The organism is Dyadobacter jiangsuensis, from assembly GCF_003014695.1.
Lineage (GTDB): Bacteria > Bacteroidota > Bacteroidia > Cytophagales > Spirosomataceae > Dyadobacter > Dyadobacter jiangsuensis.
Map to the genome: position 1 here is coordinate 378,835 of NZ_PYAS01000007.1, position 26,298 is coordinate 405,132.

Consider the following 26,298-nt stretch of genomic DNA (forward strand, 5'->3'; position numbering starts at 1 on the left):
AACAACAAAAAACCAAATCTCTCGACCGAAGCTAATAAGTATAGAAGGAGGTCGCCAAATTTTATAATCCTTCGGTAGGAATGGGATTTCTAACGGCAAAGGCGGTATATTGGTGCGATCCGCGACCTTGTTATGTATATGAAGAAAATCGCATTATTCATTGCCCTGGCCGTTGCCGGGGCCGCCTGCCGCCAGACATCCGAAAAGAAAACCGAGATCGCCGTCCGCGATACCACCATTACGGTCGAAAACTCTTTTACCGAGCTCTTTATCGACACCACTGCGCTGGCTTCCTACATTACCAAGCACTCCCTCGGCGATAGCCTGAATGCCAAGCTGCGCAGCTTCTACAACCATCGGAACTACCAGTATGCCTGGTTTTTCCCCGACGGGGTGGCCGAATTTGTCCCGATTTTCCAAAGCTTGCGGAACGATTACATTCATTATTCGGGCGACAGCACGCTATACAATCCTTCGCTGGACAAAACCATCGACTCACTTTCGCAGCTGAAAAAGATCAGCCCCAACAATGCGCTGGTGGTGGACGCAGAGCTTGCATTGACCGAGCAGTTTTTCCGCTATACCGACCTCGCCTACTCCGGCGACCACAAAATCAACACCCAGGAACTCAACTGGTTTATCCCCCGCCGGAAGTTGAATCCCGAGGTTTTCCTGGATTCACTTTTGAAAAACAAAGGGCAGAATGTGGCATCTTACGAACCTGTCAACAGACATTACAATCTACTGAAACAGAAAGTTTTGCAATATTACACACTTACTAAAAACGGAGAGCCGGATACAGTCGCTACCACGAAGAAATTCCGAGAAGGCGACCGCGATACGCTCCTCGTAGCCCTGAAAAACCGCCTGCACTTGCTCGGTGACCTTCCCGAACCCGACAGCACGCCGGCATTTGACTCCACGCTGACTAACGCTGTTAGGCATTTCCAACAGCGCGTGGGCCAAAAACAGACGGGTGTTACCGGTCCCGCATTCTTTAAGGAGCTGAATGTTCCTGTAACGAGCCGCATCCGTCAGATGCTGATCAATATGGAACGCATTCGCTGGATGCCGGCCGCACCTCCTACCGATTACATTCTCGTAAACATTCCCGAATTTACCCTGCATGCTTACGAAGATGGCAAATTGTCATTCGATATGGTGGTAGTAGTGGGTTCCGAAGCCAATAGTACTGTCATTTTTTCAGGTACATTAAATCAGATCGTTTTCAGCCCTTACTGGAATGTCCCGACGAGTATTCTGAAAAAGGAAGTTTTGCCCGGAATCAAAAAGAATCCGAATTATCTGGCACGACACAATATGGAGTGGAATGGTGGCTCGGTGAGGCAGAAACCGGGCAAATCCAACTCGCTGGGACTCGTAAAATTCCTGTTCCCGAACAGTTACAGCATTTATTTCCACGATACCCCCAGCAAAAGTCTCTTCAAGGAAAGTCAGCGGGCGTTCAGCCATGGATGCATCCGGCTTGCCGAACCTAAGAAAATGGCGGAATGGCTCCTGCGCCGCGACAGCACCTGGACGAACGAGAAAATTACCGAGGCAATGAATGCCGGAAAAGAGAAATATGTACGCCTCCGCGGCAAGAACGAGGTACCCGTTTTTATAGGCTATTTCACCTCCTGGGTGGATCAGCACGGCAATTTGCAGTTCCGCAAGGATGTATACGGACACGACCGCAAGATGGAAGAACGGTTGTTCGGCCCCGCCGAAATGCCCGTCGCCCAGGCTGTAACTCGCTGACATTTTGGAGCAAGTGCGCGCTCCGGGCACGGTTTTGGTCAACAAAATATCCGAAAGCAGAGGTTACCTGCAGGTAAGCGGGTGGCGGTTGATATTCTGGGAAAGCCGCCTTACCTTTGCTAACATCGTTAGGTAAATTTGGTATTACCATGGGAATCCTCGAACGAAAAATACGGCAAAAAGAAAATATGCGGACCAATATCCTGGCGGTAGCCATGCAATTGGTCAAAGAAGAAGGCTGGCAATCCCTGTCAATCAGGAAGATAGCCGATGCCATCGAATACAGCGTACCGGTAATCTATGATCACTTCGAAAATAAAGAAGCGATCCTCTTTGAACTTTCTATGGACGGTTTCCGGTTACTCGATAGATTACTGGAAAAAGACAAGCGCAAATATGCGGATCCGGAAGAGCGGCTAAGGGCCCACGCCGAAACTTACTGGAACTTTGCTTTCAAAAATCCCGAATACTATCAGCTCATGTACGGTTTGGGGATGCCTTGTTCAAGCCCGGGCAAAGCGAAGCCGGAATTCAACAGCTTTCGCGAACACATTGCCGAGGCGATTGAGGGAATCGTAAAAGATAATAAATCTTCAGATGAGGAAACTTGCTTCAAAATTTATGCGTTCTGGTCAGTACTGCACGGCCTGATTTCGATCGTAATGATGCGCTGCTCGGATATCGACGACTCTCAAATGAACAAAAAAGTAATGGACGACACTGTTAACGCCTTCATCAAAAACCTGTAATTTTTTTTCCTTTTTGGTTAACACCGTTAGTATTAATAACTTCACTACCTATTCACAAACAACTGATTATCACCGCAAAAAGTCCACATCCATGAAAACCGTTCAACTAAAAAAAGCAAAAGGGCTAGCCGCATTCCTGCTACTAGCCGCGGGGTCCGCAGCCATATATAGCTGTGGTTCATCCACCGCCAATGCACCCGCTTCGGCACCGCCCGCTCAGGCGTTGCCGGTTATCACCGTTAGCGATCACGAAGTAACCGCGCACCGTGAATTTACCGCCTCCATCCAGGGCAGCCGTGATATCGAGATCCGCCCGCAAGTGGATGGCTACCTCGACCGCATCTCCGTAGACGAAGGCGCGTACGTACGCAAGGGACAAGTCCTCTTCCACATCGACGCCCGCCCATATACCGAGCAGCTCAACACAGCGAAAGCCAGTCTGCAATCGGCGAAGGCTGCGTTGGAAAGCGCATCGATCAACGTTGAAAAGCTCACGCCGCTGGTAGCCAACAAAGTAGTTTCCGATGTTCAGCTGAAAACCGCGAAAGCGGCATACGACGCGGCAAAGGCCAATGTTGCACAAGCACAGGCAGCTGTCGACGCAGCGAAAATCAACGTAGGTTATACTTCGGTAACGGCCCCGGCCGATGGTTATATCGGGATTATCCCTTTCAAAACCGGTAGCCTCGTGGGCAAGAACAACGTGGAGGCTTTGACAGTCCTCTCGGAAACGAAAGACATCCACGTGTACTTCTCCATGAGCGAGCTCGACTTCCTGGATTTCAAGCAGGAATTTGAAGGAAACACCATCGAGCAGAAGATCAAGCATATACCGGCGGTTGAACTCGTATTGGCCGACAACAGCATTTATCCTCAAAAAGGAAAAGTGGAAGTCGTTGAAGGACAATTCGATAAAACCATGGGCGCGATCAACTTCCGTGCCACGTTCCCGAATGGCAACGGCTTGCTTCGCTCGGGTAATACGGGCAGGATCCGCATTCCGCGCCAGCTGGCGAAATCGGTGCTGATACCGCAGGAAGCCACTTTCGAATTGCAGGACAAAGTGCTGGTTTACACCGTACTCGACAGCAACAAGGTGGAAGGCCGCCCTGTGACGGTCGCCGATCGCAGCGGACGCTACTACCTGATTTCGAAAGGCTTGAAACCCGGAGAGAAGATCGTATACTCAGGACTTGACAGGTTGCGCGACGGAATGGCCATTGCACCGCAGAAAATGTCGATGGACAGTCTGCTGCACGCCAATCCGATCTGACCAGCCGGGTGTAAAAGGTTCACGAATTCCACACCAATGAGCAGAGCACCATCGCATTACCAAATGCGGTGGACCGCTCCCGCTTTGCCAAAACACTCGATCATGAGCCCCGTGAACGGGGACAAATTCCAATAATATGTTTCAGAAATTTATAGAAAGGCCCGTCCTTTCGACGGTAATATCCATCCTGATATTGCTCCTGGGGATCATATCGCTCACTACGCTGCCGATAACGAAATTCCCCGACATCGCGCCGCCGACGGTCCAGGTGACCGCCGTATATCCGGGAGCGAACGCAGAAGTAGTTGCCCGCGCAGTGGCGACACCCATCGAAGAAGCCGTGAACGGGGTTGAGAACATGACTTACATGACGTCGTCGTCCAACAACGATGGTACCATGGCGCTCAACGTGTATTTCAAACAGGGCACCGACCCGGATATCGCGGCCGTAAACGTGCAAAACCGCGTTTCCAAAGCGGTAAGCCAGATTCCGCAAGAGGTTGTTCAAGCCGGTATCTCTACGCAAAAGCAACAAAACTCGATCATCATGTTCGTGGCGCTTTCGAGCGAGGACAGCACTTACGACGAGACGTTCCTTTTGAACTATATTAAAATTAACCTGGTACCTCAGCTGCAACGTATACCGGGGGTCGGTCAGGCGCAGCCATTCGGTACGCGCGATTATTCAATGCGTATCTGGCTTAAACCGGACCGCCTCGCAGCTTATGGATTATCGCCTCAGGAAGTAACAGGTGCCATTCGTGAGCAAAGCCTTGAAGCGGCCCCGGGTCGTTTGGGTGAAGCGAGTAAAGAGGTTTTTGAATATGTTTTGAAATACAAAGGAAAACTCACGCAAAACAAAGAATATGAGGACATTATCATCAAAGCCAACAGCGATGGCTCGGTGATCCGCCTCAAAGACGTAGCGCGGGTTGAATTCGGTTCTTATACCTACTCTTCGAATGGTAAACTGAATGGCAATGCATCGTCCGGTGTGGCTGTGTTCCAGACTGCCGGTACCAATGCGAACGACATTCTGATCCAGGCGGAGAAACTGGTCGAAGATTTTTCCAAAACATTGCCAAAAGGCCTGAAAACGACCATCATGTACAACTCGAAGGACTTCCTCGACGAGTCGATCAACCAGGTACGTTCAACACTTTTCGAGGCATTCATCCTCGTGTTTATCGTCGTGTTCATCTTCTTGCAGGACTTCCGCTCGACCTTGATCCCGGCCATCGCTGTTCCGGTGGCGATCATCGGTACGTTCTTCTTCATGCAGCTTTTCGGCTTCACGATCAACTTCCTGACGCTCTTTGCATTGGTACTCGCGATCGGTATCGTGGTGGATGACGCCATTGTGGTCGTCGAGGCGGTGCACTCGAAGATGGAGCGAACGAACCTGGCTGCCAAACCGGCTACAATCGAATCAATGAACGAGATTTCGGGCGCGATCATTTCGATCACCCTCGTGATGGCCGCGGTGTTCGTGCCGGTCGGTTTCATGCAGGGCCCGGCAGGGGTATTCTACCGACAGTTTGCATTTACATTAGCCATAGCCATTTTGATTTCCGCGCTGAACGCGTTGACGCTCAGCCCTGCGCTAACCGCGCTTTTCCTGAAAAATCCGCATGCCGAAGAAGGCCATGGCGGCAAACGGAAAGGTTTCAGTGCACGCTTCTTTGCCGCATTCAATGCAGGTTTTGAATCGATGACCGGCCGTTATGTAAAAAGCCTTCAATTCCTGATTCGCCAGAAATGGGTAACCATCATCGGGCTGATCGTGATCTCGGGAACGACCTTCTGGCTGACCAAAACCACGCCTACCGGTTTTATTCCTACCGAAGACCAGGGCTTCCTCCTGTACGCGCTCAACACGCCTCCGGGCAGCTCGCTCGACCGTACGTCGAAAGCGATGGCGCAGGTGGACAGCATCGTGAAAAAGTCGCCTATCGCCGATCAGCGCTACATTGTGGAGGGTATGAACATCATTTCGAACTCCAACGCGTCGCCTTACGGTGTAGGATTTATCCGCATGAAACCGAAGGAACAACGCGGCGAGGTGCAGGATTTCAACCAGATCGTGGGTATGATGTCGCAGCAGGTACGGTCGGTGAACGACGCGAATGCGTTCTTCTTCACCTTCCCTACCGTGGATGGTTTCGGTAACGTCAGTGGTTTCGAATTTATGCTCCAAGACCGTGGAAACGGTTCCCTGGAAAAGCTCAGCAATACAACCAATGCATTCATCGGCGCATTGATGCAGCGTCCGGAGATCGCCTATGCGTTCACCACGTTCGCAACCGGTAACCCGCAATTCCAGTTAGAAGTAGATAATGCCAAAGCGAAACAATTGAATGTACCGGTCAACGAATTGCTGCAAACGCTGCAAATCTATTATGGTTCGAGCTTCGTGTCGGATTTCAACCGGTTTGGAAAATACTACCGCGTGATGGCGCAGGCTGATCCGACCTACCGTAAAGATCCGCAATCGCTGGATGGTATTTATGTTAAAAACACCGAAGGCGAAATGGTACCGGCCAACCAGCTCGTAAGGCTGAAACGCGTATTCGGACCAGAAACCGTAACCCGCAACAACCTGTACAATGCGGTGATGATCAACGGAACTCCGAAACCGGGTTACAGTACCGGTGACGCCATCCGCGCCGTGCAGGAAACCGCTGAAAAGGTGCTGCCGAACAACTACAAAACCGAATGGACCGGTATGACGCGTGAGGAAATTAACTCCGGCTCGCAGATCATCCTGATCTTCGTATTGAGCCTCGTGTTCGTGTACTTCCTGCTCGCCGCACAGTACGAAAGCTACATCCTGCCGCTGGCCGTGATCCTTACGATTCCGCTGGGCGTATTCGGGTCGATGGTATTCATCAACTGGATGGGCATTGAAAACAATATCTACGTGCAGGTCGGTTTGATCATGCTCGTGGGCTTGCTCGCCAAAAACGCGATCCTGATCATCGAATACGCCGTGCAGCGACGCGAGGCCGGCATGAGCATTGTCGAATCGGCATTGGAAGCTTCACGCCTGCGTCTGCGCCCGATCCTGATGACCTCGTTCGCATTCATCGTCGGTCTCTTGCCGCTGATGCGCGCTACCGGTGGTTCAGCATTAGGGAACCGTTCGATCGGTACCGGTGCGGTAGGCGGAATGCTCACGGGCGTAATCTTCGGGGTGTTCGTAATCCCGGTATTGTACGTGATCTTCCAGTATTTGCAGGAAAAAGTCGTCAAAAAACCGGCTAAGCCGGAACTGGTTGAAGCAGAACTCCCATAGTGGCGCCTGCTTCGGCCCCAACAAGCGATGACTATTTTATTTAAGATTAACATCATGAAAAATACATTCAGATTAACGCAAATACCCGTTCTGATTACGTTGGTAACCCTGCTTGCCTCTTGCAAGGTGAGCAAGGATTACCAGCGCCCGGAACTGGCACTGCCCACCGAATACCGCAGCGTGCCTTTCGGCGACACCGCTACCATTGCGGATATGGGCTGGAAGGAATTCTTCCCCGATACGACGCTGCAACGGCTTATCGAGCGCGGCATTACCTATAATTATGACCTGCAAATCGCGCTGAAACGCATCGACATTGCGCAGCAGCAGGTGAAACAGGCCAAAATGCTGCAACTCCCCCGCCTGGACCTGCGCATTGCAGGCACGTACAACCGCCCTTCGAGCAATAGTTTGAACGGGATCAGCGCGAGCAGCTTCCTCGGTGCGAAACACATCGAAAACTACATTGCAGCGGTAGACCTGTCATGGGAAGCCGATATCTGGGGCAAGATCCGTCGCCAGCAGCAGGCAACTATGGGCCAGTACCTGCAAACCTATGAAGCGACCAAAGCCGTACAAACGCGCCTGGTAGCCGACATTGCAAGAGGGTTCTTCAACCTGCTTATGCTCGACAAACAGCTCGAAGTAGCCAAACACAACCTCGAACTGAGCAACAATACCTTAAAATTGACCACCCTGCTGAAAGACGCCGGCGAAGTAACGTCGCTCTCGGTACAGCAATCGGAAGCGCAGCGCGAGGCCATTGCGTTGCTTATTCCACAACTCGAACAGGACATTACCATTCAGGAAAATGCATTGCAAGTCCTGACCGGCCAAATGCCCAATGCGATCGATCGCAAGGTAAAACTCGCGGATTTCAAAGCGAACGACAGCCTCGCCACCGGCGTTCCGGCAGCATTGGTAAGTCGTCGCCCGGATGTGCGCGCAGCCGAAATGTCGGTGCTCATAGCGAACGCCCAACTAGGTGTAGCCCAGGCGAGCATGTACCCATCGCTCATTATTTCCGCAAGCGGGGGTATCGAATCGTTCAAATCGAGCAACTGGTTCAACATTCCGGGTTCGTTGTTCGGCATCGCGGCAGGTACCATTGCCCGGCCCATTTTCGCCAGACGCCAGTTGAAAACCAACCTGGAAGTAGCCAAAATCGAACGGGAACAATCGGTACTCGAATTCCGCCAGTCGGTTTTGAATGCGGTGGGTGAAGTTTCCAACTCACTGGTTCAGACCCAGAAGTTGAAAGAACAGGAAGCCATCGCCAGCAATCAGGTGAACATCCTTACTCAGGCCATTTCGAATGCGCAGCTCCTTTACCAGAGCGATATGGCCAACTACCTGGAAGTGATCACGGCGCAAGGCAATGCATTGCAGGCCGAGCTCAACCTCGCATTTATCCGCAGCCAGTCGCTCGTAGCGCGCGTAGACCTCTACCGCAGTCTGGGCGGCGGCTGGAAATAAGCATTCCAATCAGACCTACATACACTATGGTTAGCGTCTTTGTTAAGTGTAGTTAAGCACAAAAAGCCGTTGGACTCGATCCGACGGCTTTTGTATTTTACACTAAATGTCTTTCAGAGCTTCGTAAATGATTCGGTACTATCACCCACACCCATGATCACGCGTGTAGCGATATTGATAAACAATCCATGCTCCACGACGCCGACAATGCGGGTTAGCTGGTCAGCCAGTCCAGCCGGATCTTGTATCAGCCCGAAATCCCCGTCGATCAGCACATTACCCTGCTCGGTAATCAATGGCTTGCCATCCACCTCCCGGATTTTACCTGTCCCGTTTAACTTCTTAATCTGAGCCAACACATAGTTCTGCGCGTAAGGAATCACTTCAACAGGCACTGTAAACTTGCCCAGGAACTCGACTTTTTTGGTAGAATCCGTGATAATAATTTCCTGCTTCGAGAGCGAAGCGACTACCTTCTCTTTCAGTAAAAAACTGCCGCCGCCCTTGATCAGCTGCAAATCGGCAGTAAACTCATCGGCGCCATCGATCGTAATATCGATCGAATCCACGTCTTCGATTTTCAGCAAAGGAATATTCAACGACTCGGCCAGTTCACGCGTCTTTTCGGAAGTGGGTACACCTTTGATATCCAGCCCATTTTTCACCAATTCCCCGATTTCGGCAATGGCAATATAAGCCGAGCTGCCGGAGCCGAGGCCCACGATCTGGCCAGTGGAAAGGTATTTGACCGCCTCTTTCGCGGCTAGTATTTTTTCGTTTTTCAGGTCTTTCATTTTTGATTCTAAATTCTGATGATCCGCTTCTTCCCGGCCCGTCAATCTGAGAATGTTTCCCAAATTAGCATCAGACCAAGCACTATGCTAAGAATAGCTGAAAACACAAGTTTGGGAGTACTATTTACAAAGCTCCGATCTTGCCTGAATAATTTGCTCGCTCCGATCCCCCTATCCACAAAAGCCATTCACGCGGCAAGGTTTTTGCATAGTAACCAGCAAAGGAAGACCTTTTGCTGGTTACCAGAACGTATTTTCAGATAAACCACTCATAACAACAGCCTTATGCCCAAATATATGCTTACCATGTCTGCGAAAAAAGATGGGGTAATTTTAACCAACTCGTACAGTTTCGAAGCAAAAAGACTTTTCTCCGAAGAGACGCTGATCAGCGATTTTCGGGAATTTTATCCGGGTCACGAAGATATTCGTGTAATGTCCTACATCGAAATTGCGTCCGATCTTCGGATGAGGCCCATCATCGATAATTCGCCGATCCTGAGCAAGCTGGCTTACGCGTGAGGCAGTGGCCGGAAAATGATCAATGCGGCAAAGGTACCTTTCACCATTTCCCGCGCTCATATTGCACCGGCCACGCAATGCTTTCTTTCAAATCCCGCGCCGCTTCCAGCGGGAAGTAGGGATTCCGCAAAATCTCCCGTGCCATGATCACCATATCCGCGTCGCCATTCACGAGAATGGTCTCCGCCTGGATCGAATTGGTGATCATGCCCACTGTACCCGTCAAAATTCCGGTTTCGCGTTTAATGCGCGAGGCGAATGGCAATTGGTAAGCCGGACCGACCGGAATTTGTTGATGCGCCGCCAATCCACCGGTCGACACGTCGATCAGGTCTATCCCTTTTTCTTTGAGAATATGTGCGAGTTGCACCGATTCATCGGCATTCCAACCGCCTTCGGCCCAGTCCGTAGCAGAAATGCGGGTGAATAGCGGAAGATCTGCTGGCCATACTGTTTGGATACCCTCGATAATGCGCAGCAGCAGGCGAATGCGGTTCTCAAAACTCCCGCCATATTCGTCGGTGCGGTGGTTACTGAGCGGCGACAGGAACTGGTGCACCAGGTAACCGTGCGCCGCGTGGATTTCGATTACTTTGAAACCAGCCTGCAATGCGCGTTTGGCCGCTGCGGTAAAATCGGAAACAACTTTATCGATGCCGGCCAGGTCTAACGCAACAGGTTTTGGGTAGGTACCGGAAAATGGAACAGCCGATGGCGCTACTGTCTGCCATCCTCCCTGGCTTTGAGGCACTTCGGCGCGACCTTTCCAGGGAACTGCCGTGCTGGCCTTCCTGCCCGCGTGCGCTAGCTGCACACCCGGCACGCATCCCTGCGCGCTGATGAATGCGGTGATTTGCGAAAGTTTTTCGATATGCTCGTCCTTCCAGATACCCAGATCCTCGGACGAAATCCGGCCCTCGGGCGACACGCCGGTCGCTTCTGTGATGATCAGCCCCGCTCCACCCACAGCGCGACTGCCCAGGTGGACGAGGTGCCAGTCGGTGGCGAAACCATCGACGGACGAGTACTGGCACATGGGTGAAACGACAATCCGGTTTTTAAACTGGACACTTTTAATAGTAACAGGTGAAAATAGCTTTGACATGTCTGCAAGATTAGATTGGCCTAATATAGGATATCAACCCACATTATCCTGCAAACGTGCGATATTCCTGAACAGGATTGCCTTGTCGGATTCCGAATGCGCGAGCTTGATCGCCGTTTCATAATGCGCCGCAGCCTGCGCAGTGTCGATGCCGGTGTATAGATTCCCGAGCAGCGAATAATAGAAATGGTTGCCGGTGAGGTTCAAATGCAGCGCTTCGGCGATCGCGGCTTCCTTTCCGTGCACTTTGGCGAGGGCATAAATGCGGTTCAACGCGGCAACGGGCGAATATTCAATGGCCAGTAAATGATCGTACAAATCAAGAATACCCTCCCACTTTTCCGGCGAATCTTCCTTGTAGGTATGCCAATATGCAATGCCGGCTTCGAGGTGATAGCGGCTGAGTTTTTCACCGGTGGAAGCCCGACTGAGGTAATAGGTCCCTCGCTCGATCAGCTCCCGGTTCCAGAGCGATTCGTCCTGGTCTTCATACAATACCATTTCGCCATTCTGGTTCGTACGGGCTTCGAAACGCGACGAATGGAAGCACATCAGCGACAATAATGCACTCACCTCGGGGCGGTCGGTGAGTTCGTTTTCCATTAAAAGGAAATTGAGCCGCATCGCCTCCGCGCAAAGTTCCTTGCGTAATGTGGTATTCTGGGAAATGGAATAGTAGCCTTCGGAATAGAGCAGATAAATGGTCGTCAATACGGTTTCCAGCCGCGCACCGATCTCGGTCACGTTGGGCTGTGCGATGCTGATATTCCCTTCTTTCAGCTTCTCCTTCGCACGCTGGATGCGCTTGTAGACAACTTCCTTATTGAGCAAAAACGCATCCGCGATCTCCTGCACGCCAAAGCCGCAAAGCAGGTTCAGCGCGAGCGCTACCTGCGAATCGGCCGGGATCAACGGGTTGCAAACCGCGAAAATCATTGCCAGCTGGCTGTCCGTGATATTCCTGGGCGACATATCGATCTCTATTTCCGCCTCTTCGTCCGATGCATGGCGAATCTCCGCCGCCACTTTTTGTTCAAACAGCGAATTGCGTTTCAAATGATTTTTCGTCCGGTTTTTGGCCACGGTGTACAGCCACGCGGCCGGGTTTTCAGGAACGCCCTTGATGGCCCAGGTTTCGGCAGCGGCCAGAAATGTGTCGCTCGCAATGTCCTCTGCAATCTCGACGTGCTCTATCCCGAAAAGGTAGCACAGCACGGCAACCAGCTTGCGGTATTCGGTCCTGAAAAGGTGTGGCAGCAGCTCTTTTTCCTCCATGAAAGTAAGGTCCGGCGGGAAAGCCGGACCTCGCAAATATCAAAAAGGATCCGCAAACTGCAATCAGAGCGCCTTCCGGATTTCCACATTCCCACCAAATTCCAGGATCGGTACCGTTTTCGCGAGCTCGGCCGCCTCGTCATAATCCGTCGCGCGGATGATCACGGCCCCGCCGATCGTCTCCTTGATTTCGGCATACGGGCCATTAAGCACCGTCTTCTGAGCATTCACCACCAGGCCTTCCCTGTCCCACCGCCTGCGGACGACGATGCGGCCTTCAGCATTCATTTTATCGTACCACGCATGCCACTTCTCGAAATGCGCCTGCAACTGCTCTGGAGACGGCTGATTTTCCTTATTCGTGAAATCGGCCCGGAATACCAACAAGAATTCATCCATAATGCGGTAATGTTTTTTAAAGTGTCTGATGTGTCTGAATGCGAAAGCTAATCAGTTTTGGGCAAAATCAACCGAACTGGCCGACACGGTAAGTTCCGATTCCCGCGGGGAATGCGATGTTGATGCTGTTCCAGCTTCTGATCGCCGAAACCACCATCGTCAGGTCCACAATTTCCTCTTCGGTAAATTGCGATGCAACTACGCTGTACACTTCGTCGGTTACGTGCAGGGCATTCACAGCTTCGGCCCATGTAAACGCAGCGCGCTCGCGGTCGGTATAGTAGGGTGCTTCCCGCCATGCGCTCATGCCGTACAGGCGTTGCTCGGTTTCGCCCATCGCCCGCAGCTCTTTGGAATGCATATCCAGGCAATACGCGCAGCCATTGATCTGAGATACGCGAAAGTCGATCAGCTCCACCAACTGGCGGCCGAGCGTTGATTTTTTGATATAGCCATTCAGGTTAAAAAGTGGTTTCGCTGCATTTTGTCCTTTTTCGAAGAAATTAAGTCTGGTTTCCATTTTTTGAGATTTTTTTGAGTTAAAAAACCTAATGACAACCGGGTTTTCAGATCTGGACAGGAATTGGGAAAAATTTTAAAAAAAATCTCCGGCCGTTAACGCAGCCGGAGAAAGCAATTCACAATCAATTATTTAAATCACAAAATAGCAATGCGCTGTTTTTGCACCAATCCATTCTTCCTCGTAATCTGAACCTGGTAACTACCCGCAGCCAAGCCTTTCACCGGAACGGCATCGGGTACCCTGGCAGCCTCATACACCTTCCTGCCTTCCGTATTGATAATCCTGAACAAGACAATTTCTTTGCTATTTTCAATAATCAGCACATCTGAAACCGGATTTGGATAGACAGACGCGGGAGCTTTGCCATCAAATCTGAGACTCGCAATCTGGCTGTAAGAATAGGAACCATCCAGGTCTTTCATTTTAAGGCGATAATAATTCTGCCCATTCGCGGGAGTCGGATGTACCCATTGATAATGCACCACGGCGTTACTTTCACCGGTCGCGTCCTGCTCCCCAGCTTTGTACCAGGCCCGGGCATCGAGGCTATGCTCCACTTCAAAAACAGCGGCATCGCGTTCCTCGGTCGTGGTCCATCGCAAAATAGCAGTTCCAGCCTCCGCATCAGCCGTAAAACGGGAAAGCGTCACCGGCAGTGCGGAACAGCCCACCTGAACCGCAGCCTGGCTATCGCAGCCGGCACCATTTCCACTAATGGTGGCCGTGTTGGTATTCACAAAATCACACACGGCGGCAATGGAGCAGCTGGTCAATAGAGCATTACCCCTGATCACCAACCCGCCTAATGTAAGGGCGGCCACCCTTTCGTTGGCGCTCGTCCGTCCGGCATTCGTACCCGTGCCCAGGCCCGAAAGGCTTGTCAATGCCGGGTTATCGCTGATCTGCAACCAGCCGACGTTGGTAAGGCCATCTAATCCCGACAAATCGGTCAGCAACGCATTGCCGCGAATGATAAAATTGGTTGCCGAAAGGAGGTTGTGCAATCCCGTGAGGCTGGTAAGACTGTTGTTACTGCCTATCACAAGCCAGTAAACAGACCTCACGTTTTCCAATCCGGATAAGTCGGGCAAACGGTCGTTGTTACCTATGTACGCCTCACTTAGATAATTGAGGCTCGTCAGGCCATTCAGGCTCGTCAGGTTTTTGTTATAAGTGACATGCATCTGGTAGCTGACTGACGTCAGTTTCTCCAATCCCGAGAGATCCGTCAATGCATCGTTTTCCCCGATATTAATCCGGCTAACAGCGTTTAGTTTCGTAAGTCCATTCAGGCTCGCCAGGCTCTTGTTCGAACCTATCGCCAAAATATCGCTTACCGTTTCCAGGCTGCCCAATCCAGACAAACTTTTCAGTGAGTCGTTGTTGGTAATGTAAAATGTATTGGCATTGACCAGGCTATCCAAGCCTTTCAGATTGACCAGCCCCTTATTGTACCGGATGTGAGTCGTCCCCCAGATCGACTTCAATTTCTCCAACCCGGTCAGATCGGTCAGCAGGTCATTATAGTATATCAGCAGATGCTGCGCCGTAGCCAGGTTCCTCAGTCCGTTGAGGCTGGAAAGAGCCGGATTGTTTTGGATGGTCAGCTTCCCATTCATTGTTTCGATATTCTGCAAAGGGCTGAGATCTGTAATGTCCGTCCCTGAAACAGTAATATCTCCACTAATCGTCTTACAGGAAGAGCTGAATGAGTTAACCGCCGCTTGGGAGTTCAGGCGCAGATCTGTAAAGGAGCATGTTTGGGCTTTCAGCGCGGAAAAAGCGAGGGAAATGAGCAGGCAAACCTGCAAAAACTTGCATAGAGCTGTTTTCATGAGTAGTAATGATTAACGTTGAGAATATGGAGTATGAATATAGCTGATTGATTAGGGAATATCCATTATCAAATAGTAAAATTTCCAGTTGTAAAAAAAACGCACAAATAATAAAAGATAAAAAACTCTTTTATTTACAATCACCTATTATCTTTGCACCAGGTAAGCGGCGAAATGCCTGAATCAACCCATGGGAATATTCTCAAAAACATGCGAGTATGCGATGCGGGCGGTGTTTTACATTGCTCAAAAGTCGGAGGAAGGCCAGAAGGTCGGCATCCGCGAAATCGCCGTGCATATCAACTCACCTGAACCATTCCTGGCCAAAATCCTGCAAAAGCTGAGTAAAGACGGGCTTATCCTGTCCTCGAAAGGTCCCAATGGGGGGTTTTATGTGGATTCCGGAGGTTTGCAGCGTCCCCTGGCCGACATTGTACAAGCCATTGAAGGCGACAGCATTTTCACCGGCTGCGGAATGGGCCTCAGCTATTGCTCGGAGGCCAATCCGTGCCCGCTGCACAACGATTTCAAGAACATCAGGAGCCAGATTGTGGTCATGCTGCAAAACACTTCCATCGGCAAGTTCAACGAAGGGCTCCTCACCGGGCAGCTTACCCTGAACAAGTAATATTTTTTTACCCAAATAAAGGACAAAAATGTCCTTTATTTTAAACTTCAAATTCATGTCCCCACTACAAAAAGAACTCGTAAAAGCCACAGTACCCATCCTGAAAGAACACGGCGTGCTGCTTACGACCCACTTTTACAACCGGATGTTCACGCATAACCCGGAGTTGAAGCACCTTTTCAACATGGGTAACCAGCAAAACAAACGCCAGCAAACCGCCCTCGCCATGGCCGTATTGGCCTATGCGGAGCATATCGAAGATCCGTCGGTGCTGCTACCGGTCGTCGACACGATCGGGCACAAGCATGCGAGCCTGCACATACGTCCGGAGCATTACGCGATCGTGGGCCGGCACCTCATCGCCTCCATTGCCGAAGTACTCGGCGAGGCGGCGACGCCCGAGCTGCTCGACGCCTGGACGGTCGCCTACAATCAACTGGCGGCATTAATGAGCGGCCACGAGCAAAAGCTGTACGACGAAAAAGTGAGCCTGCCGGGCGGCTGGTCGGGCTGGCGGCCATTTGTGGTGCGCAAAAAAGTAAAGGAGTCGGATGAGATCACTTCCTTTTACCTCCACCCCGTCGATGGCGGCGCGGTGGCAGATTTCAAACCGGGTCAGTACATCAGCATTCGCTTGTTCCTGCCCGAAATCAACCTGCAACAGCCGCGGCAATACAGCCTTTCGAGCGCGCCGAATGGCGAGTACTACCGCATTTCCGTGAAACGTGAAGCCGGAAGCCGGCACCCCGACGGCATGATCAGCAACCGCCTGCACGATTTCGTCGAACCCGGCGACATCGTCGACCTCTCAGCGCCATCCGGCAATTTCACGTTGCAGGCCGAGGACGGAACACCACAGGTATTTATCAGCGGGGGCGTGGGCCAGACCCCATTAATCTCCATGCTCGAAACCCTCGTACGCACCGACGCGACCGCGCCCATCACGTGGGTACATGGGTGCCGCAACGAACAGGTTCATGCCTTCAAGGCCGACTTGCATGCCATTTCCGAAGCCGTGGCCAACGTCGAAAAACATTTCTTCTACGATTCCGCCGAAAAGCTGGCCGCGAACGAATACCTCGGCTGGGTATCCCTCGATCAGCTTCCCGCAGAGGCGCTGCGTCCCGACGCCAAATACTACATCTGCGGCCCCGGCCCGTTCATCCGCCAGCATTACCGCTACCTGATCGACCGCGGCATCGAGCAATCGAATATCCATTTTGAAGAATTCGGGCCGCTTTCGTTGTCGGTTAACTAATCAACAAAGGGAGGCGGCCCCCTCCCGCCTCCCCCACGCTATCCACGCGGCAAGTGCGCCGAAAACAATGTTGAACACCGGCGATTCGCCCCTCGAAAGGTGAAATACCATGGCACAAACCATGAGCAAGACCACGCCCGCTGCCGCGAAAAAGGTTAACCCAGGCCGGATGTTAGTCCACGCGGGTAGTATCAGGCCGATGCCTGCCAGCAAATCGGCAATGCCTGTCAGCTTCACCAGCAGCGGCGGTACCTGCCCCGTCCACGGCCACGTGGCTGAAAGTGCTTCTGCAGGTTGAAACAGTTTCATCCACGCAGCCCAAACGAGCGTAACCGATAACAGTACCTGCGTCAGCCACAATGCGGTATGCAGCCACCTCGAAAATTTCCTGATTGCCATAAAAATGATATTTTGTGAGGAAGCAAAAGTATTTACCTTCGCTATCCGTTCGATAGTACTTTCCCGATCGGACAGTACTATCCAATCGGGTAGTAACAGAGAAACCGACATTTATCCAATATTTGAAAATGCTGACAGGAAACGGCTGCCCCAAAACTGCCTTATCGATCCGCGACGCGCTCGAAGCGCTGGAAGGGCGATGGAAATTGCTGATACTCTTCGCACTGTCATCCGGGCCCAGGCGATTTAAACAGCTCTCCGCCGAAGTCAGCGGCATTACCGACAAGGTTTTATCCAAAGAACTGAAAGCATTGGAAATGAACCAGCTGATCAATCGGCGGGTTTTCGATACTTTCCCGCCGACCGTCGAATATTCCATCACCGAGCATGGAGCCTCGCTCGAAAAGGTGCTGGAAGAATTGCATTACTGGGGTTTGGCACACCGGGCGAAGATTATTGGTTAGCAAATAAAGAGGCGTTCACGAGCTACCCGCGAACGCCTTTTGCCTTATCTCTAAACCCTGTTTACGAGTCTGGCACACCGCCTTTAAATCAATACAACTACCTAATTATCAATATCTTACGAGAAATTAAAGAACCATCCGCTTTTGTGATGATCAGAAAGTAAGCACCTTCGGCGAATTGGGTCACATCTACAAATGACTGGAACCCGTTCGATTGATACACTACCGACCCGGCTGCTGTGAGGATTTTTAAATTCTGCACCTGCCCCTTGTCTTTGAAGTCGATATTTAACCGGTTGGAAACGGGATTAGGATAAATCGTGGCAAGTTCCAATGCCTCCCCCTCATCCAAATGCATCGGTTTCTTTTGGATCGTCCCGGACAAATCATTCGCCACTTCTTCCGGCACGGGTGCCGTGCTATTGCCCATCAGGTAAGCCGGCAAATACCGCCATGGCCCGTACGACTGTCCGGTCAATGCCAAAACAGGATCATACTTAACCCGCACCCGCACCTTCGTGCCCGGCCCTTGCTTGTCAATCACATTTTTCAGTTCCAAACCAGCCGTCCCCAGGTTGGAATAGGCATTTTGCGAGCCCGTTGATTGCGTGCTGTTGGTGATGCGGTTGTTACTGCCTTTGGAAAAGCCCTGCCCTGTTGGCCGGGTTTCCCAGACTAGCTTGCCTTTGTTTCGGCCGGTGAAGGATTTAGAGAACAGGCCTGCGCCGAAATTATTTTGCGGGAATTGGGCGTGGTTGATGGGGGTGGTGAGCTCGGTGTTGTAGAGGCGGAGGTTGTTGCGGGTACCACCCAACGGGTTTCCATAGTACAAAAACACAGCGTCCTTATCGTTTTGAGCTGGATCGAAGTTGGGTGCTGAAGTTATTATGTCGGAGTAGCCATCACCGTTCACATCGCCCGCGCCAGATACAGACCATCCCAGGAAATCGTAACTGTCAGATTTGTCGCTTGGGATCGTTAGAGAAGGCAAATTTGTACCGTTTGCATTTCCCAAAAAAACTAGTGTTTCTCCGGTCATACTTGCTGCAATAGGATCAATATACCAAGGAACGCCAACAACTATGTCTGAATAGCCATCACCGTTGACATCTCCAGCGGAGGCGACAGATTGTCCCATATTTGCGGCGGTGTTGAATTGATTGCCTTTCAAAACAACGGCTTGGGAGACGTTGATGCCGGTACTAGATCCGTAAAACAGATAAACTGCGCCATCCCCATTGTCGTAGCCTGGGGCTCCTACAACTATATCTTGATACCCATCACCATTGATGTCACCCCCAGTTGAAACATCTGAACCAAAACCCTCTTGTGCGTTCTTTCCGGTTATCGCTTGTGGCGCATTGATGTTTAACCCTGATGAAGCGCCAAAGAATATTGTGGCTGCGCCTCTGTCATCGTCACCAAACGAAATTGCTCCTACGATGATGTCATCGTAACCGTCACTATTCAAGTCCCCGATTGACGCAATAGAACTGCCCAAATGCGTGTCAGTTTGATTGCTTTCATGACTCGTGAAGTACTGATTATTGAGTCCGTTCAATGAGCCATAAAACAAATAGAATTTTCCTTCGTCTAGCTGCCCATCGCTATATTTGGGGGATCCGACAGCAATGTCTCCGTATCCATCGCCATTGACGTCTCCTGCGTTGGTAACAGTAAATCCCATGTACCCGTTTATTACGTTACTTTCCAGTATTTTGGTCGGGTTGTTTGTAAGTCCTGAAGTGGAACCGTGATAAATAAAAACACCACCTTCAAAGGTTTCTCCATTGCTGAATCCAGTTGCTCCGATAGCGACGTCCGCATATCCGTCTCCGTTTACGTCGCCAGCGCTGGATACGGAAATGCCAAAGTTTGCCCCGGGAATGTTACTTTCCATTATTTTGAAGGAGTTTAAATCTAAACCCGTCGGGCCACCGTAATAAATGAATGCAGCGCCTTCGTTATTTTGCCCATTATCATAGGAGTGTGCTCCTACAATAATGTCATCAAATCCGTCGCCGTTAACGTCTCCCGCTGACGAAATTGAATACCCATAAGCGGGCATCGTAGTATCGTATTTTATTATAGTAGGAGATCCCCCGGTTACATCGGACGCTTCTCCCATCCAAACAAACACACTCCCCTCATCCTTCTGCCCGTGATCAAATGCATAGCTCCCCACCAGCACGTCACTAAACCCATCCCCATTCACATCACCGGCTGGTGCCACCGCGCTGCCGAGCCACGCGTCACCCTGATTGCTTTCCAGCGTTGAAACAGGCGTCGCGCTTAAACCATCTTTCGATCCCTCATAGATGAATGCCGCCCCTTCGTTGTTCTGCCCTTTGTCGAAATACCGCGCTCCGACGATCAAGTCTGCATAGCCGTCCGCATTTACATCGCCCGCGCAAGCGACGGAGATACCGAATTGCGCTTCGGTCTGGTCGCTTTCCAATGTGAGCGAAGGAACAGTATTAATGCCATTGACAGAACCATAGTGGATCATGACGGCACCTTCGTTACTGCTGCCTTTGTCATATTGATATGCGCCGAGGGCGATGTCCGAGAAACCGTCGCCATTTACATCACCTGCCGATGAAAGGGCGTGCCCGAGGCGGGCATCGATCTGGTTGCTTTCAATGATTGTCGGGTTAGCTGTTACTACCCCGTAAGCTGGCGAGCCTTTGAAAACAAATGCAGCGCCTTCCAGCGCTTGCCCGTTGCTGTAAAGCCGCGCTCCGGCCATCACGTCGCTGAACCCGTCGCCGTCCACATCACCCGCGCCAGCCACCGCAAAGCCCATCATAGCGCCTGGTTGGTTACATTCCAAAAAGAGCACCAATCCTAATCCACTGGGCGCGCCAAGAATGACTACACCAACACCTTCATTGGCCTGGTCATTATCAAACTGGTGGGCGCCTGCGAGCATATCGGAGTAGCCATCGCCGTTAACATCCCCGGCCATAGCAACGGAAATGCCCAAATTAGCTTCGGCCTGGTCGAGTTTGAATATAACAGGGCTGTTGGTGACCAACCCACCCGCGGAACCTTTGTAAATCATGACGACACCTTCATTCGACGCGGATACATCATAATAGGGTACTCCCACCATAATATCCGAAAAGCCATCTTTGTTAATATCCCCGGCCTTGCTCACCGAGTAACCCATTTGCGAATTGGCCTGATTGCATTCCAGCACCGTCGCCGCCAGGCTGATGCCGCTGGCCGTACCCGGGTAGAGGAAAGCCGCTCCCTCGTCGGCCTGCCCGTTGTCGTATTTAGGCGCACCTATCAGGACATCGCTGTAACCGTCACCATTTACGTCACCTGCAGTAGATACCGAAAAGCCCAGCCAGGCATAGCTTTGGTTGATTTCCAGTGTTTTGTCGGCGTTGGCCGGGTTGCCGTTGGCGATGATCGGGTCGATGGTTACGGGATAGGCTGCATTCGCTACGTCGACGTTGAGTTCAATTTGTTGTCCCGAAATTGTTAAGTCGGCGGTAAGTGGCTTGCCATCTGCATCCCAGCATTTTAGGTCGCTGTATGTGAGGTGCTCGATTTTCTTGCCTCCGTTGTTGGAATAAAATACTAATTCGCTGTCGTCCTGCTGCCGTACATGCAAACCATGAACCGACAGGCGCACAGACAACCGCTCCGTATGTGCGGGGGCTTGGGTAACGATGAAGTTTTGCCGGATACCTGCCTCGTTATTAATGAATTCTTCTGCGAAGCCACTGTGTATAATCCTGAGCGTATCATCGCTGTTGTTTGTGACGGCATCAGGTTCGGCTTCGACTAACAAAATGCCATCGGCATAAACTCCTTCATTAACCAGTTCCATCCGGAAATCCTGGCCGGTCGAATCAATGCGGTTCTGAACGGTCAGTTTTCCGGGGCGATAATAAGCCCGAAGATTATTCTCTCGGTTGGGACTCTGCAGTGCATGATGAGCCGAATCGTAGGTAATGTGGTACTCCCGTTTGGCGATTTCGTTTTGAATCCTGGTTAACGTGCCGGTCGTCGGACTATTCGTTAATGACGGCTTCGTTATAGCAGACCCAATGGAAGGCACTTGTTTCTCGCGGTTGCGGGTTGTGGAGGCCAGAACCAGAAGGATCGCAAGAACGGCCATTACTGCCGCGCCCCCGATGATAGTGTAGTGTTTTTTCATTGACTTATCCGGTTTTGATTTGAAGGGACATTTGCTTCGATAGCAACTACAAGTTGATAACGAGCAGGTTAGAAAAAAGAAAACAATGTCCGATCGGCAGAAAATCAATGTTCCTTCGGAAGCAAAATTAGCAAAAGGAGGCAGGCCCCTCCTGCCTCCCCCACGCTACCCACGCGGGAAGTACGCCGAAAACCATAATGAACCAGCTGATCAATCGGCGGGTTTTCGATACTTTCCCGCCGACCGTCGAATATTCCATCACCGAGCATGGAGCCTCGCTCGAAAAGGTGCTGGAAGAATTGCATTACTGGGGTTTGGCACACCGGGCGAAAATCATCGGATAGCGGGTTATCGCACTACCACGATCTTCTGGTATTGAACCGTTCCTGCCTTGTGCCTGATTTGCCCCACGTAAATCCCGGGCGTAAGGCGATCTACGGAAATACCCGCTTTCAAATTTTCAGACGACTGCGACACGATCTGTCCCGCGCTATTCATCATCGTGACGGATTCAATTTTCGGCACATCTGCGGGATTGCAGAATAGTTTGTACGAAACCGGATTAGGGTAAAGAACAGCGCGCCGGGCATTACCCAATGACAGGCTAACAATCCTGCTGTAAGAAAAACTGCCGTCGATATCCGCCATTTTAAGTCGATACAGGTTTACGGCTCCGGGCGAATCTCCGTCAAAGGGATGGCTATCTACAAAAGAATACGACCTGAGCTGCTCACTGTTAACGGACGCCAGTACACGTCCTATCGTTTGCCAGGCATGCGCATCCCCACTTTTTTGAATATCGAAATAGGCTGAGTTGGTTTCCATGGTGGTTGTCCAGCTTAGTAGCGCCTGATTTTCGTTTTCGACGGCTTGGAAGTCAGCAAGTGTGACGGGCAGCGGACCGTTTGTGTGAAAAATATAGGCGGATCCCGTATTCGATAGCGTGTTGGCATCGAGCGCGTCTTCGTCCTCTTGCCAGGCGCCTACTATCGCGAACGCACCGTCAGTGGCTACGGAAATACCAAAATCGTCGCTCACAGCGCGTGCGGCTGCAACGATTTTCTGCTCTTGCCCCCAGTTGTCCGATCCGCCCTGATCTTTTCGAAATACATAGGCACCTCCGGCACGGTTCAAGGTATTGGCTTCCGACGCATCCTCGCTTTCTCCCTGGGCGCCAACGATTGCATATGAATCGCTAATAGATACTGAAAACCCGAAATAGTCGTCCGCGGCACGAATGGCCGGAACGATCTTTTTAAATTGCCCCCAATTGCCGGTTCCTCCCTGGTCTTTTTTGAAAATATAAGCGGCACCCGCCAGGCTGAGTGAATTGGCCTCCGATGCGTCCTCACTTTCCGAAGGAGCTCCAACGATAAGATAATCACCATTGACGGACACCGAACTGCCAAAATTATCGTTGGCAGCTCGTACAGCAGCGGTGAGCTTTTTTACCAGTCCCCAATTATCAGCCCCACCCTGATCCTTCCCGAAAACATAAGCGGCGCCCGCCGCACTTAACGTGTTCGCTTCAAGCATGTCCTCATCTTCCCGGTAAGCACCTACAACAGCGTAATCACCGTGGATGGATACCGAATACCCAAACCAGTCGTCAGCCGCGCGGGTCCCGGCGACTATTTTTTTGACAAGTCCCCAGTTCTCTGTACCTCCCTGATCCTTTCCAAATATGTACGCAGAACCCGCGTCATTTAAAGAATTGAGCTCATCCGCGTCTTCGTCTTCATTGAAAGCGCCCACGATAATGTATTCACCGCTTACGGATACCGAAGACCCAAACTGGTCGGCCACATTCCGGGCGGGGGCTGTTATCTTTTTTACCATTCCCCAGTTATCGGTTCCGCCCTGATCTTTTTTAAATATATAAGTGGAGCCCGCATCCTGAACCGAATTGCTCTCGGCAGCGTCTTCATCTTCAAGAAAAGCCGCCACGACAGCATAGTCTCCGTCGATGGCTACGGATAAACCAAATGCATCTCCGAAGCCCCGGACAGGGGCCGTAATCTTTTTGATCTGAACCCAACTACCCCCATCATTAAACAGGATATAGGCCGCACCGGCATCCGAAAGATTATTTAACCCGTTTGCATCCGAATCTTCGCGGATACCGCCAACAATAGCATAACTGCCGGATATCGCTACTGAATATGCGTAGCTGTCCTCGGCACTCCTGTCCGACGAACCTCCATTGTTCTTTGCTGTAACCTTGCTAATCTGGTTCCAATTCTGAGCGAAGACATTCAGCATGCTGGTCTGAAAAATGGCGTAAAGGAAAACGATTTTTGATAGGGATTTTAGAGGAGGTCTCATATCAGTTAAGTTTAAAAATTAAAAACTTCAACCAATTATTTAAGTCACCGCGTTACAATTATCTTTTGATACTGCACGCTACCGGCCTTGTTCCGGATTTGCCCGATGTAAGCCCCGGGATTAAGGTGATCCACAGAAATCCCTTCCTTGAAATTTCCAAAAGACCGCAACATCACCTGCCCCACGCTATTGATTATCGTCACAGACTCAATTTTCGGCACATCTGCCGGATTGCAGAATAGTTTGTAGAAAACCGGATTAGGGTAAAGAACGGAGCGTCGGGCATTACCCAATGACAGACTTACAATCCTGCTATAAGCAAAACTGCCGTCGCTATCCACCATTTTGAGGCGGTACAGGTTTACAGCCCCGGGCGAATCCTCATCCAATGCATGGTTATCGTTAAAAGTGTACGACCTGAGCTGCTCACTGTTAACGGACGCCAGTACACGTCCTATTGTTTGCCAGGCATGCGCATCCCCACTTTTCTGTATATCGAAATAGGCTGAATTGCTTTCCATGGTAGTTGTCCAGTCCAGCAGCGCCTGGTTTTCGCTTTTAATCGCTTCAAAAGAAATGAGGGTAACCGGTAACGGAGGACCTAACGCGAAAAAATAAGCGGATCCCGCATTTGCGATGGCGTTGGCGCCCGCAGCGTCATCATCCTCGCCATACGCACCTACGATAATATGCTCGCCATCGATACCCAGTGAAACACCAAAATTATCCCCTCCGCTTCTATCCTCGGTCGTGATTTTTTGCATCAGGCCCCAGTTATCTGCTCCTCCCTGATCTTTCTTAAATATGTAGACCGAACCGGAATTCCCCATCGTATTCGCTTCGGAAGCATCCTCGTCTTCCATGAAGGCCCCCACCACAGCGTAATCGCCCTCGACGTCCACCCAAACGCCGAAGTTATCCTGCTCAGCCCTGACCGGCTCCACGATTTTTCGTACCTGTCCCCAGTTATCGGCCCCTCCCTGATCCCGCTTATAGATATAGGCAGAGCCGGCCGATGATACGGTGTTGACTCCCAATTCATCCTCATCTTCCACATAAGCACTTACAATGGCATATTCTCCGCTGATGGCCACAGACCATCCATAAAGATCATTGTTACCGCGGTCACTGGCGACAATTTTCTTCACTTGCCCCCAATGATCGACCCCGCCGTAATCCTTCTTGAAGATGTATGCTGAACCGGGGAAATTTAAAGTATTGGCTTCCAGCGCGTCCTCCTTCTCAAGATGTGCACCTACAATAATGTAATCCCCTTTGATGTCTACGGCAAAACCGAACCAGTCCTGCGTACCGCGAATGGTAGCGGTAATTTTTTTCAATAGTCCCCAATTATCTGCCCCGCCCTGATCCATTTTAAAAATATAGGCCGAACCGGAGCCTGCCAAAGTATTGGTTTCATTGACGTCTTCGTCGTCTTCATATGCACCTACAATGGCATAATCGCCGCTGATTGATACCGCATAACCAAATTTGTCATCCACTTCCCGGACAGGTGCGACGACTTTCCTTACCAGCCCCCAATTGTCCGGCCCGCCCTGATCTTTCTTAAATATGTAGGCTGAACCGGCGTTGGATACCGTGTTCGCTTCGGAGGCATCCTCATCTTCCGACAACGCGCCCACGATCGCATAGTCGCCGGATATGGATACCGAGTGGCCGAACAGGTCGTTCGCTTCACGAACAGGTGCCGTGATCTTCCTGATCTGCATCCAGGTTCCGGCATTGTTGTAAAGAATATACGCTGCTCCTGTATTGCCCACAGTATTTACGCCGTCTCCGTCTTCATCTTCAAAATAAGCGGACACGATAGCATAGTTCCCGGATATTGCGACAGAGCGTCCGTAGAAATCGTTGGCGCTTCTTGCGGATGAATCTCCGCTGTTATTTAATGCTGTAACCTTGATAACCTGCTTCCAGGTTTGAGCAAGAATAGTGAAAGGACTGACCAGGAAAATGACCCCAAAAACGATCATTTTCAGCAAGATTTGTAGAGGAGGTTTCACATCAGTTAAGTTTAAAAAA

20 protein-coding genes are annotated in these 26,298 nt (G+C 51.0%); 10 read left to right on the forward strand and 10 right to left on the reverse strand.

What is annotated here, in order from left to right:
• The first annotated feature begins 138 nt into the window (after window positions 1-138).
• The 5 genes from CLV60_RS16730 (at window position 139) to CLV60_RS16750 (ending at window position 8,554) form a co-directional block, all read left to right on the forward strand.
• Window positions 139-1,761, forward strand: a complete 1,623-nt coding sequence (locus CLV60_RS16730; protein WP_106596565.1) for a L,D-transpeptidase family protein — start codon at window positions 139-141, stop codon at window positions 1,759-1,761.
• A 149-nt stretch (window positions 1,762-1,910) separates the two neighbouring features.
• Window positions 1,911-2,510 (forward strand): TetR/AcrR family transcriptional regulator, encoded by a 600-nt coding sequence (locus tag CLV60_RS16735; RefSeq protein WP_106596505.1) that lies wholly within the window; start codon window positions 1,911-1,913, stop codon window positions 2,508-2,510.
• A 91-nt stretch (window positions 2,511-2,601) separates the two neighbouring features.
• The gene (locus tag CLV60_RS16740; protein ID WP_106596506.1) at window positions 2,602-3,783 is read left to right on the forward strand and encodes an efflux RND transporter periplasmic adaptor subunit; all 1,182 of its coding nucleotides are present in this window, start codon (window positions 2,602-2,604) and stop codon (window positions 3,781-3,783) included.
• A 136-nt stretch (window positions 3,784-3,919) separates the two neighbouring features.
• Complete coding sequence (locus CLV60_RS16745; RefSeq protein WP_106596507.1) at window positions 3,920-7,078, forward strand: efflux RND transporter permease subunit; 3,159 nt, start codon at window positions 3,920-3,922, stop codon at window positions 7,076-7,078.
• 54 nt (window positions 7,079-7,132) lie between these two features.
• Window positions 7,133-8,554: an efflux transporter outer membrane subunit gene (locus CLV60_RS16750; RefSeq protein WP_106596508.1), complete on the forward strand. Its 1,422-nt coding sequence runs from the start codon at window positions 7,133-7,135 to the stop codon at window positions 8,552-8,554.
• A 113-nt stretch (window positions 8,555-8,667) separates the two neighbouring features.
• Here the strand turns inward: CLV60_RS16750 and rpiA are convergent, their stop codons facing one another.
• Window positions 8,668-9,348: a ribose-5-phosphate isomerase RpiA gene (gene rpiA, locus CLV60_RS16755; protein ID WP_106596509.1), complete on the reverse strand. Its 681-nt coding sequence runs from the start codon at window positions 9,346-9,348 to the stop codon at window positions 8,668-8,670.
• Between the two features lie 306 nt (window positions 9,349-9,654).
• On the opposite strand from rpiA, the gene CLV60_RS16760 reads away from it, so the two are divergent.
• Window positions 9,655-9,870, forward strand: a complete 216-nt coding sequence (locus CLV60_RS16760) for a hypothetical protein (protein WP_146151562.1) — start codon at window positions 9,655-9,657, stop codon at window positions 9,868-9,870.
• 40 nt (window positions 9,871-9,910) lie between these two features.
• Here CLV60_RS16760 and namA read toward each other — a convergent pair whose 3' ends face one another.
• The 5 genes from namA to CLV60_RS16785 all read right to left on the reverse strand — a co-directional run bounded on the left by namA (window position 9,911) and on the right by CLV60_RS16785 (window position 15,007).
• The gene (gene namA, locus CLV60_RS16765) at window positions 9,911-10,975 is read right to left on the reverse strand and encodes an NADPH dehydrogenase NamA (protein ID WP_106596511.1); all 1,065 of its coding nucleotides are present in this window, start codon (window positions 10,973-10,975) and stop codon (window positions 9,911-9,913) included.
• A gap of 33 nt (window positions 10,976-11,008) precedes the next feature.
• On the reverse strand, window positions 11,009-12,250 hold the full coding sequence (locus CLV60_RS16770) for an RNA polymerase sigma factor (protein WP_106596566.1): 1,242 nt from the start codon (window positions 12,248-12,250) through the stop codon (window positions 11,009-11,011).
• A gap of 63 nt (window positions 12,251-12,313) precedes the next feature.
• Window positions 12,314-12,649: a YciI family protein gene (locus CLV60_RS16775; RefSeq protein ID WP_106596512.1), complete on the reverse strand. Its 336-nt coding sequence runs from the start codon at window positions 12,647-12,649 to the stop codon at window positions 12,314-12,316.
• A gap of 67 nt (window positions 12,650-12,716) precedes the next feature.
• A complete protein-coding gene (locus CLV60_RS16780; protein ID WP_106596513.1) occupies window positions 12,717-13,169 on the reverse strand; it encodes a carboxymuconolactone decarboxylase family protein in 453 nt (150 codons plus the stop codon).
• Between the two features lie 137 nt (window positions 13,170-13,306).
• Window positions 13,307-15,007, reverse strand: coding sequence for a T9SS type A sorting domain-containing protein (locus tag CLV60_RS16785; protein ID WP_106596514.1), 1,701 nt, complete (start codon window positions 15,005-15,007; stop codon window positions 13,307-13,309).
• 190 nt (window positions 15,008-15,197) lie between these two features.
• Between CLV60_RS16785 and CLV60_RS16790 the strand changes: the two genes are divergently transcribed.
• Window positions 15,198-15,635: an RrF2 family transcriptional regulator gene (locus tag CLV60_RS16790; RefSeq protein WP_106596515.1), complete on the forward strand. Its 438-nt coding sequence runs from the start codon at window positions 15,198-15,200 to the stop codon at window positions 15,633-15,635.
• 55 nt (window positions 15,636-15,690) lie between these two features.
• Window positions 15,691-16,893, forward strand: coding sequence for an NO-inducible flavohemoprotein (gene hmpA, locus CLV60_RS16795; RefSeq protein WP_106596516.1), 1,203 nt, complete (start codon window positions 15,691-15,693; stop codon window positions 16,891-16,893).
• Here the strand turns inward: hmpA and CLV60_RS16800 are convergent, their stop codons facing one another.
• Window positions 16,894-17,292, reverse strand: a complete 399-nt coding sequence (locus CLV60_RS16800) for a DoxX family protein (RefSeq protein ID WP_106596567.1) — start codon at window positions 17,290-17,292, stop codon at window positions 16,894-16,896.
• Between the two features lie 128 nt (window positions 17,293-17,420).
• On the opposite strand from CLV60_RS16800, the gene CLV60_RS16805 reads away from it, so the two are divergent.
• Window positions 17,421-17,756, forward strand: coding sequence for a winged helix-turn-helix transcriptional regulator (locus tag CLV60_RS16805; RefSeq protein WP_106596517.1), 336 nt, complete (start codon window positions 17,421-17,423; stop codon window positions 17,754-17,756).
• A gap of 97 nt (window positions 17,757-17,853) precedes the next feature.
• Here CLV60_RS16805 and CLV60_RS16810 read toward each other — a convergent pair whose 3' ends face one another.
• Window positions 17,854-21,930: an FG-GAP-like repeat-containing protein gene (locus CLV60_RS16810; protein ID WP_229211004.1), complete on the reverse strand. Its 4,077-nt coding sequence runs from the start codon at window positions 21,928-21,930 to the stop codon at window positions 17,854-17,856.
• A 197-nt stretch (window positions 21,931-22,127) separates the two neighbouring features.
• Here CLV60_RS16810 and CLV60_RS16815 point away from each other — a divergent pair, with 197 nt between their 5' ends.
• The gene (locus CLV60_RS16815; RefSeq protein WP_229211005.1) at window positions 22,128-22,274 is read left to right on the forward strand and encodes a winged helix-turn-helix transcriptional regulator; all 147 of its coding nucleotides are present in this window, start codon (window positions 22,128-22,130) and stop codon (window positions 22,272-22,274) included.
• Between the two features lie 4 nt (window positions 22,275-22,278).
• Here CLV60_RS16815 and CLV60_RS16820 read toward each other — a convergent pair whose 3' ends face one another.
• A complete protein-coding gene (locus tag CLV60_RS16820) occupies window positions 22,279-24,255 on the reverse strand; it encodes a T9SS type A sorting domain-containing protein (RefSeq protein ID WP_106596519.1) in 1,977 nt (658 codons plus the stop codon).
• Window positions 24,256-24,299: 44 nt separating this feature from the next.
• A complete protein-coding gene (locus CLV60_RS16825; protein WP_170118792.1) occupies window positions 24,300-26,279 on the reverse strand; it encodes a T9SS type A sorting domain-containing protein in 1,980 nt (659 codons plus the stop codon).
• Window positions 26,280-26,298 lie beyond the last annotated feature (19 nt).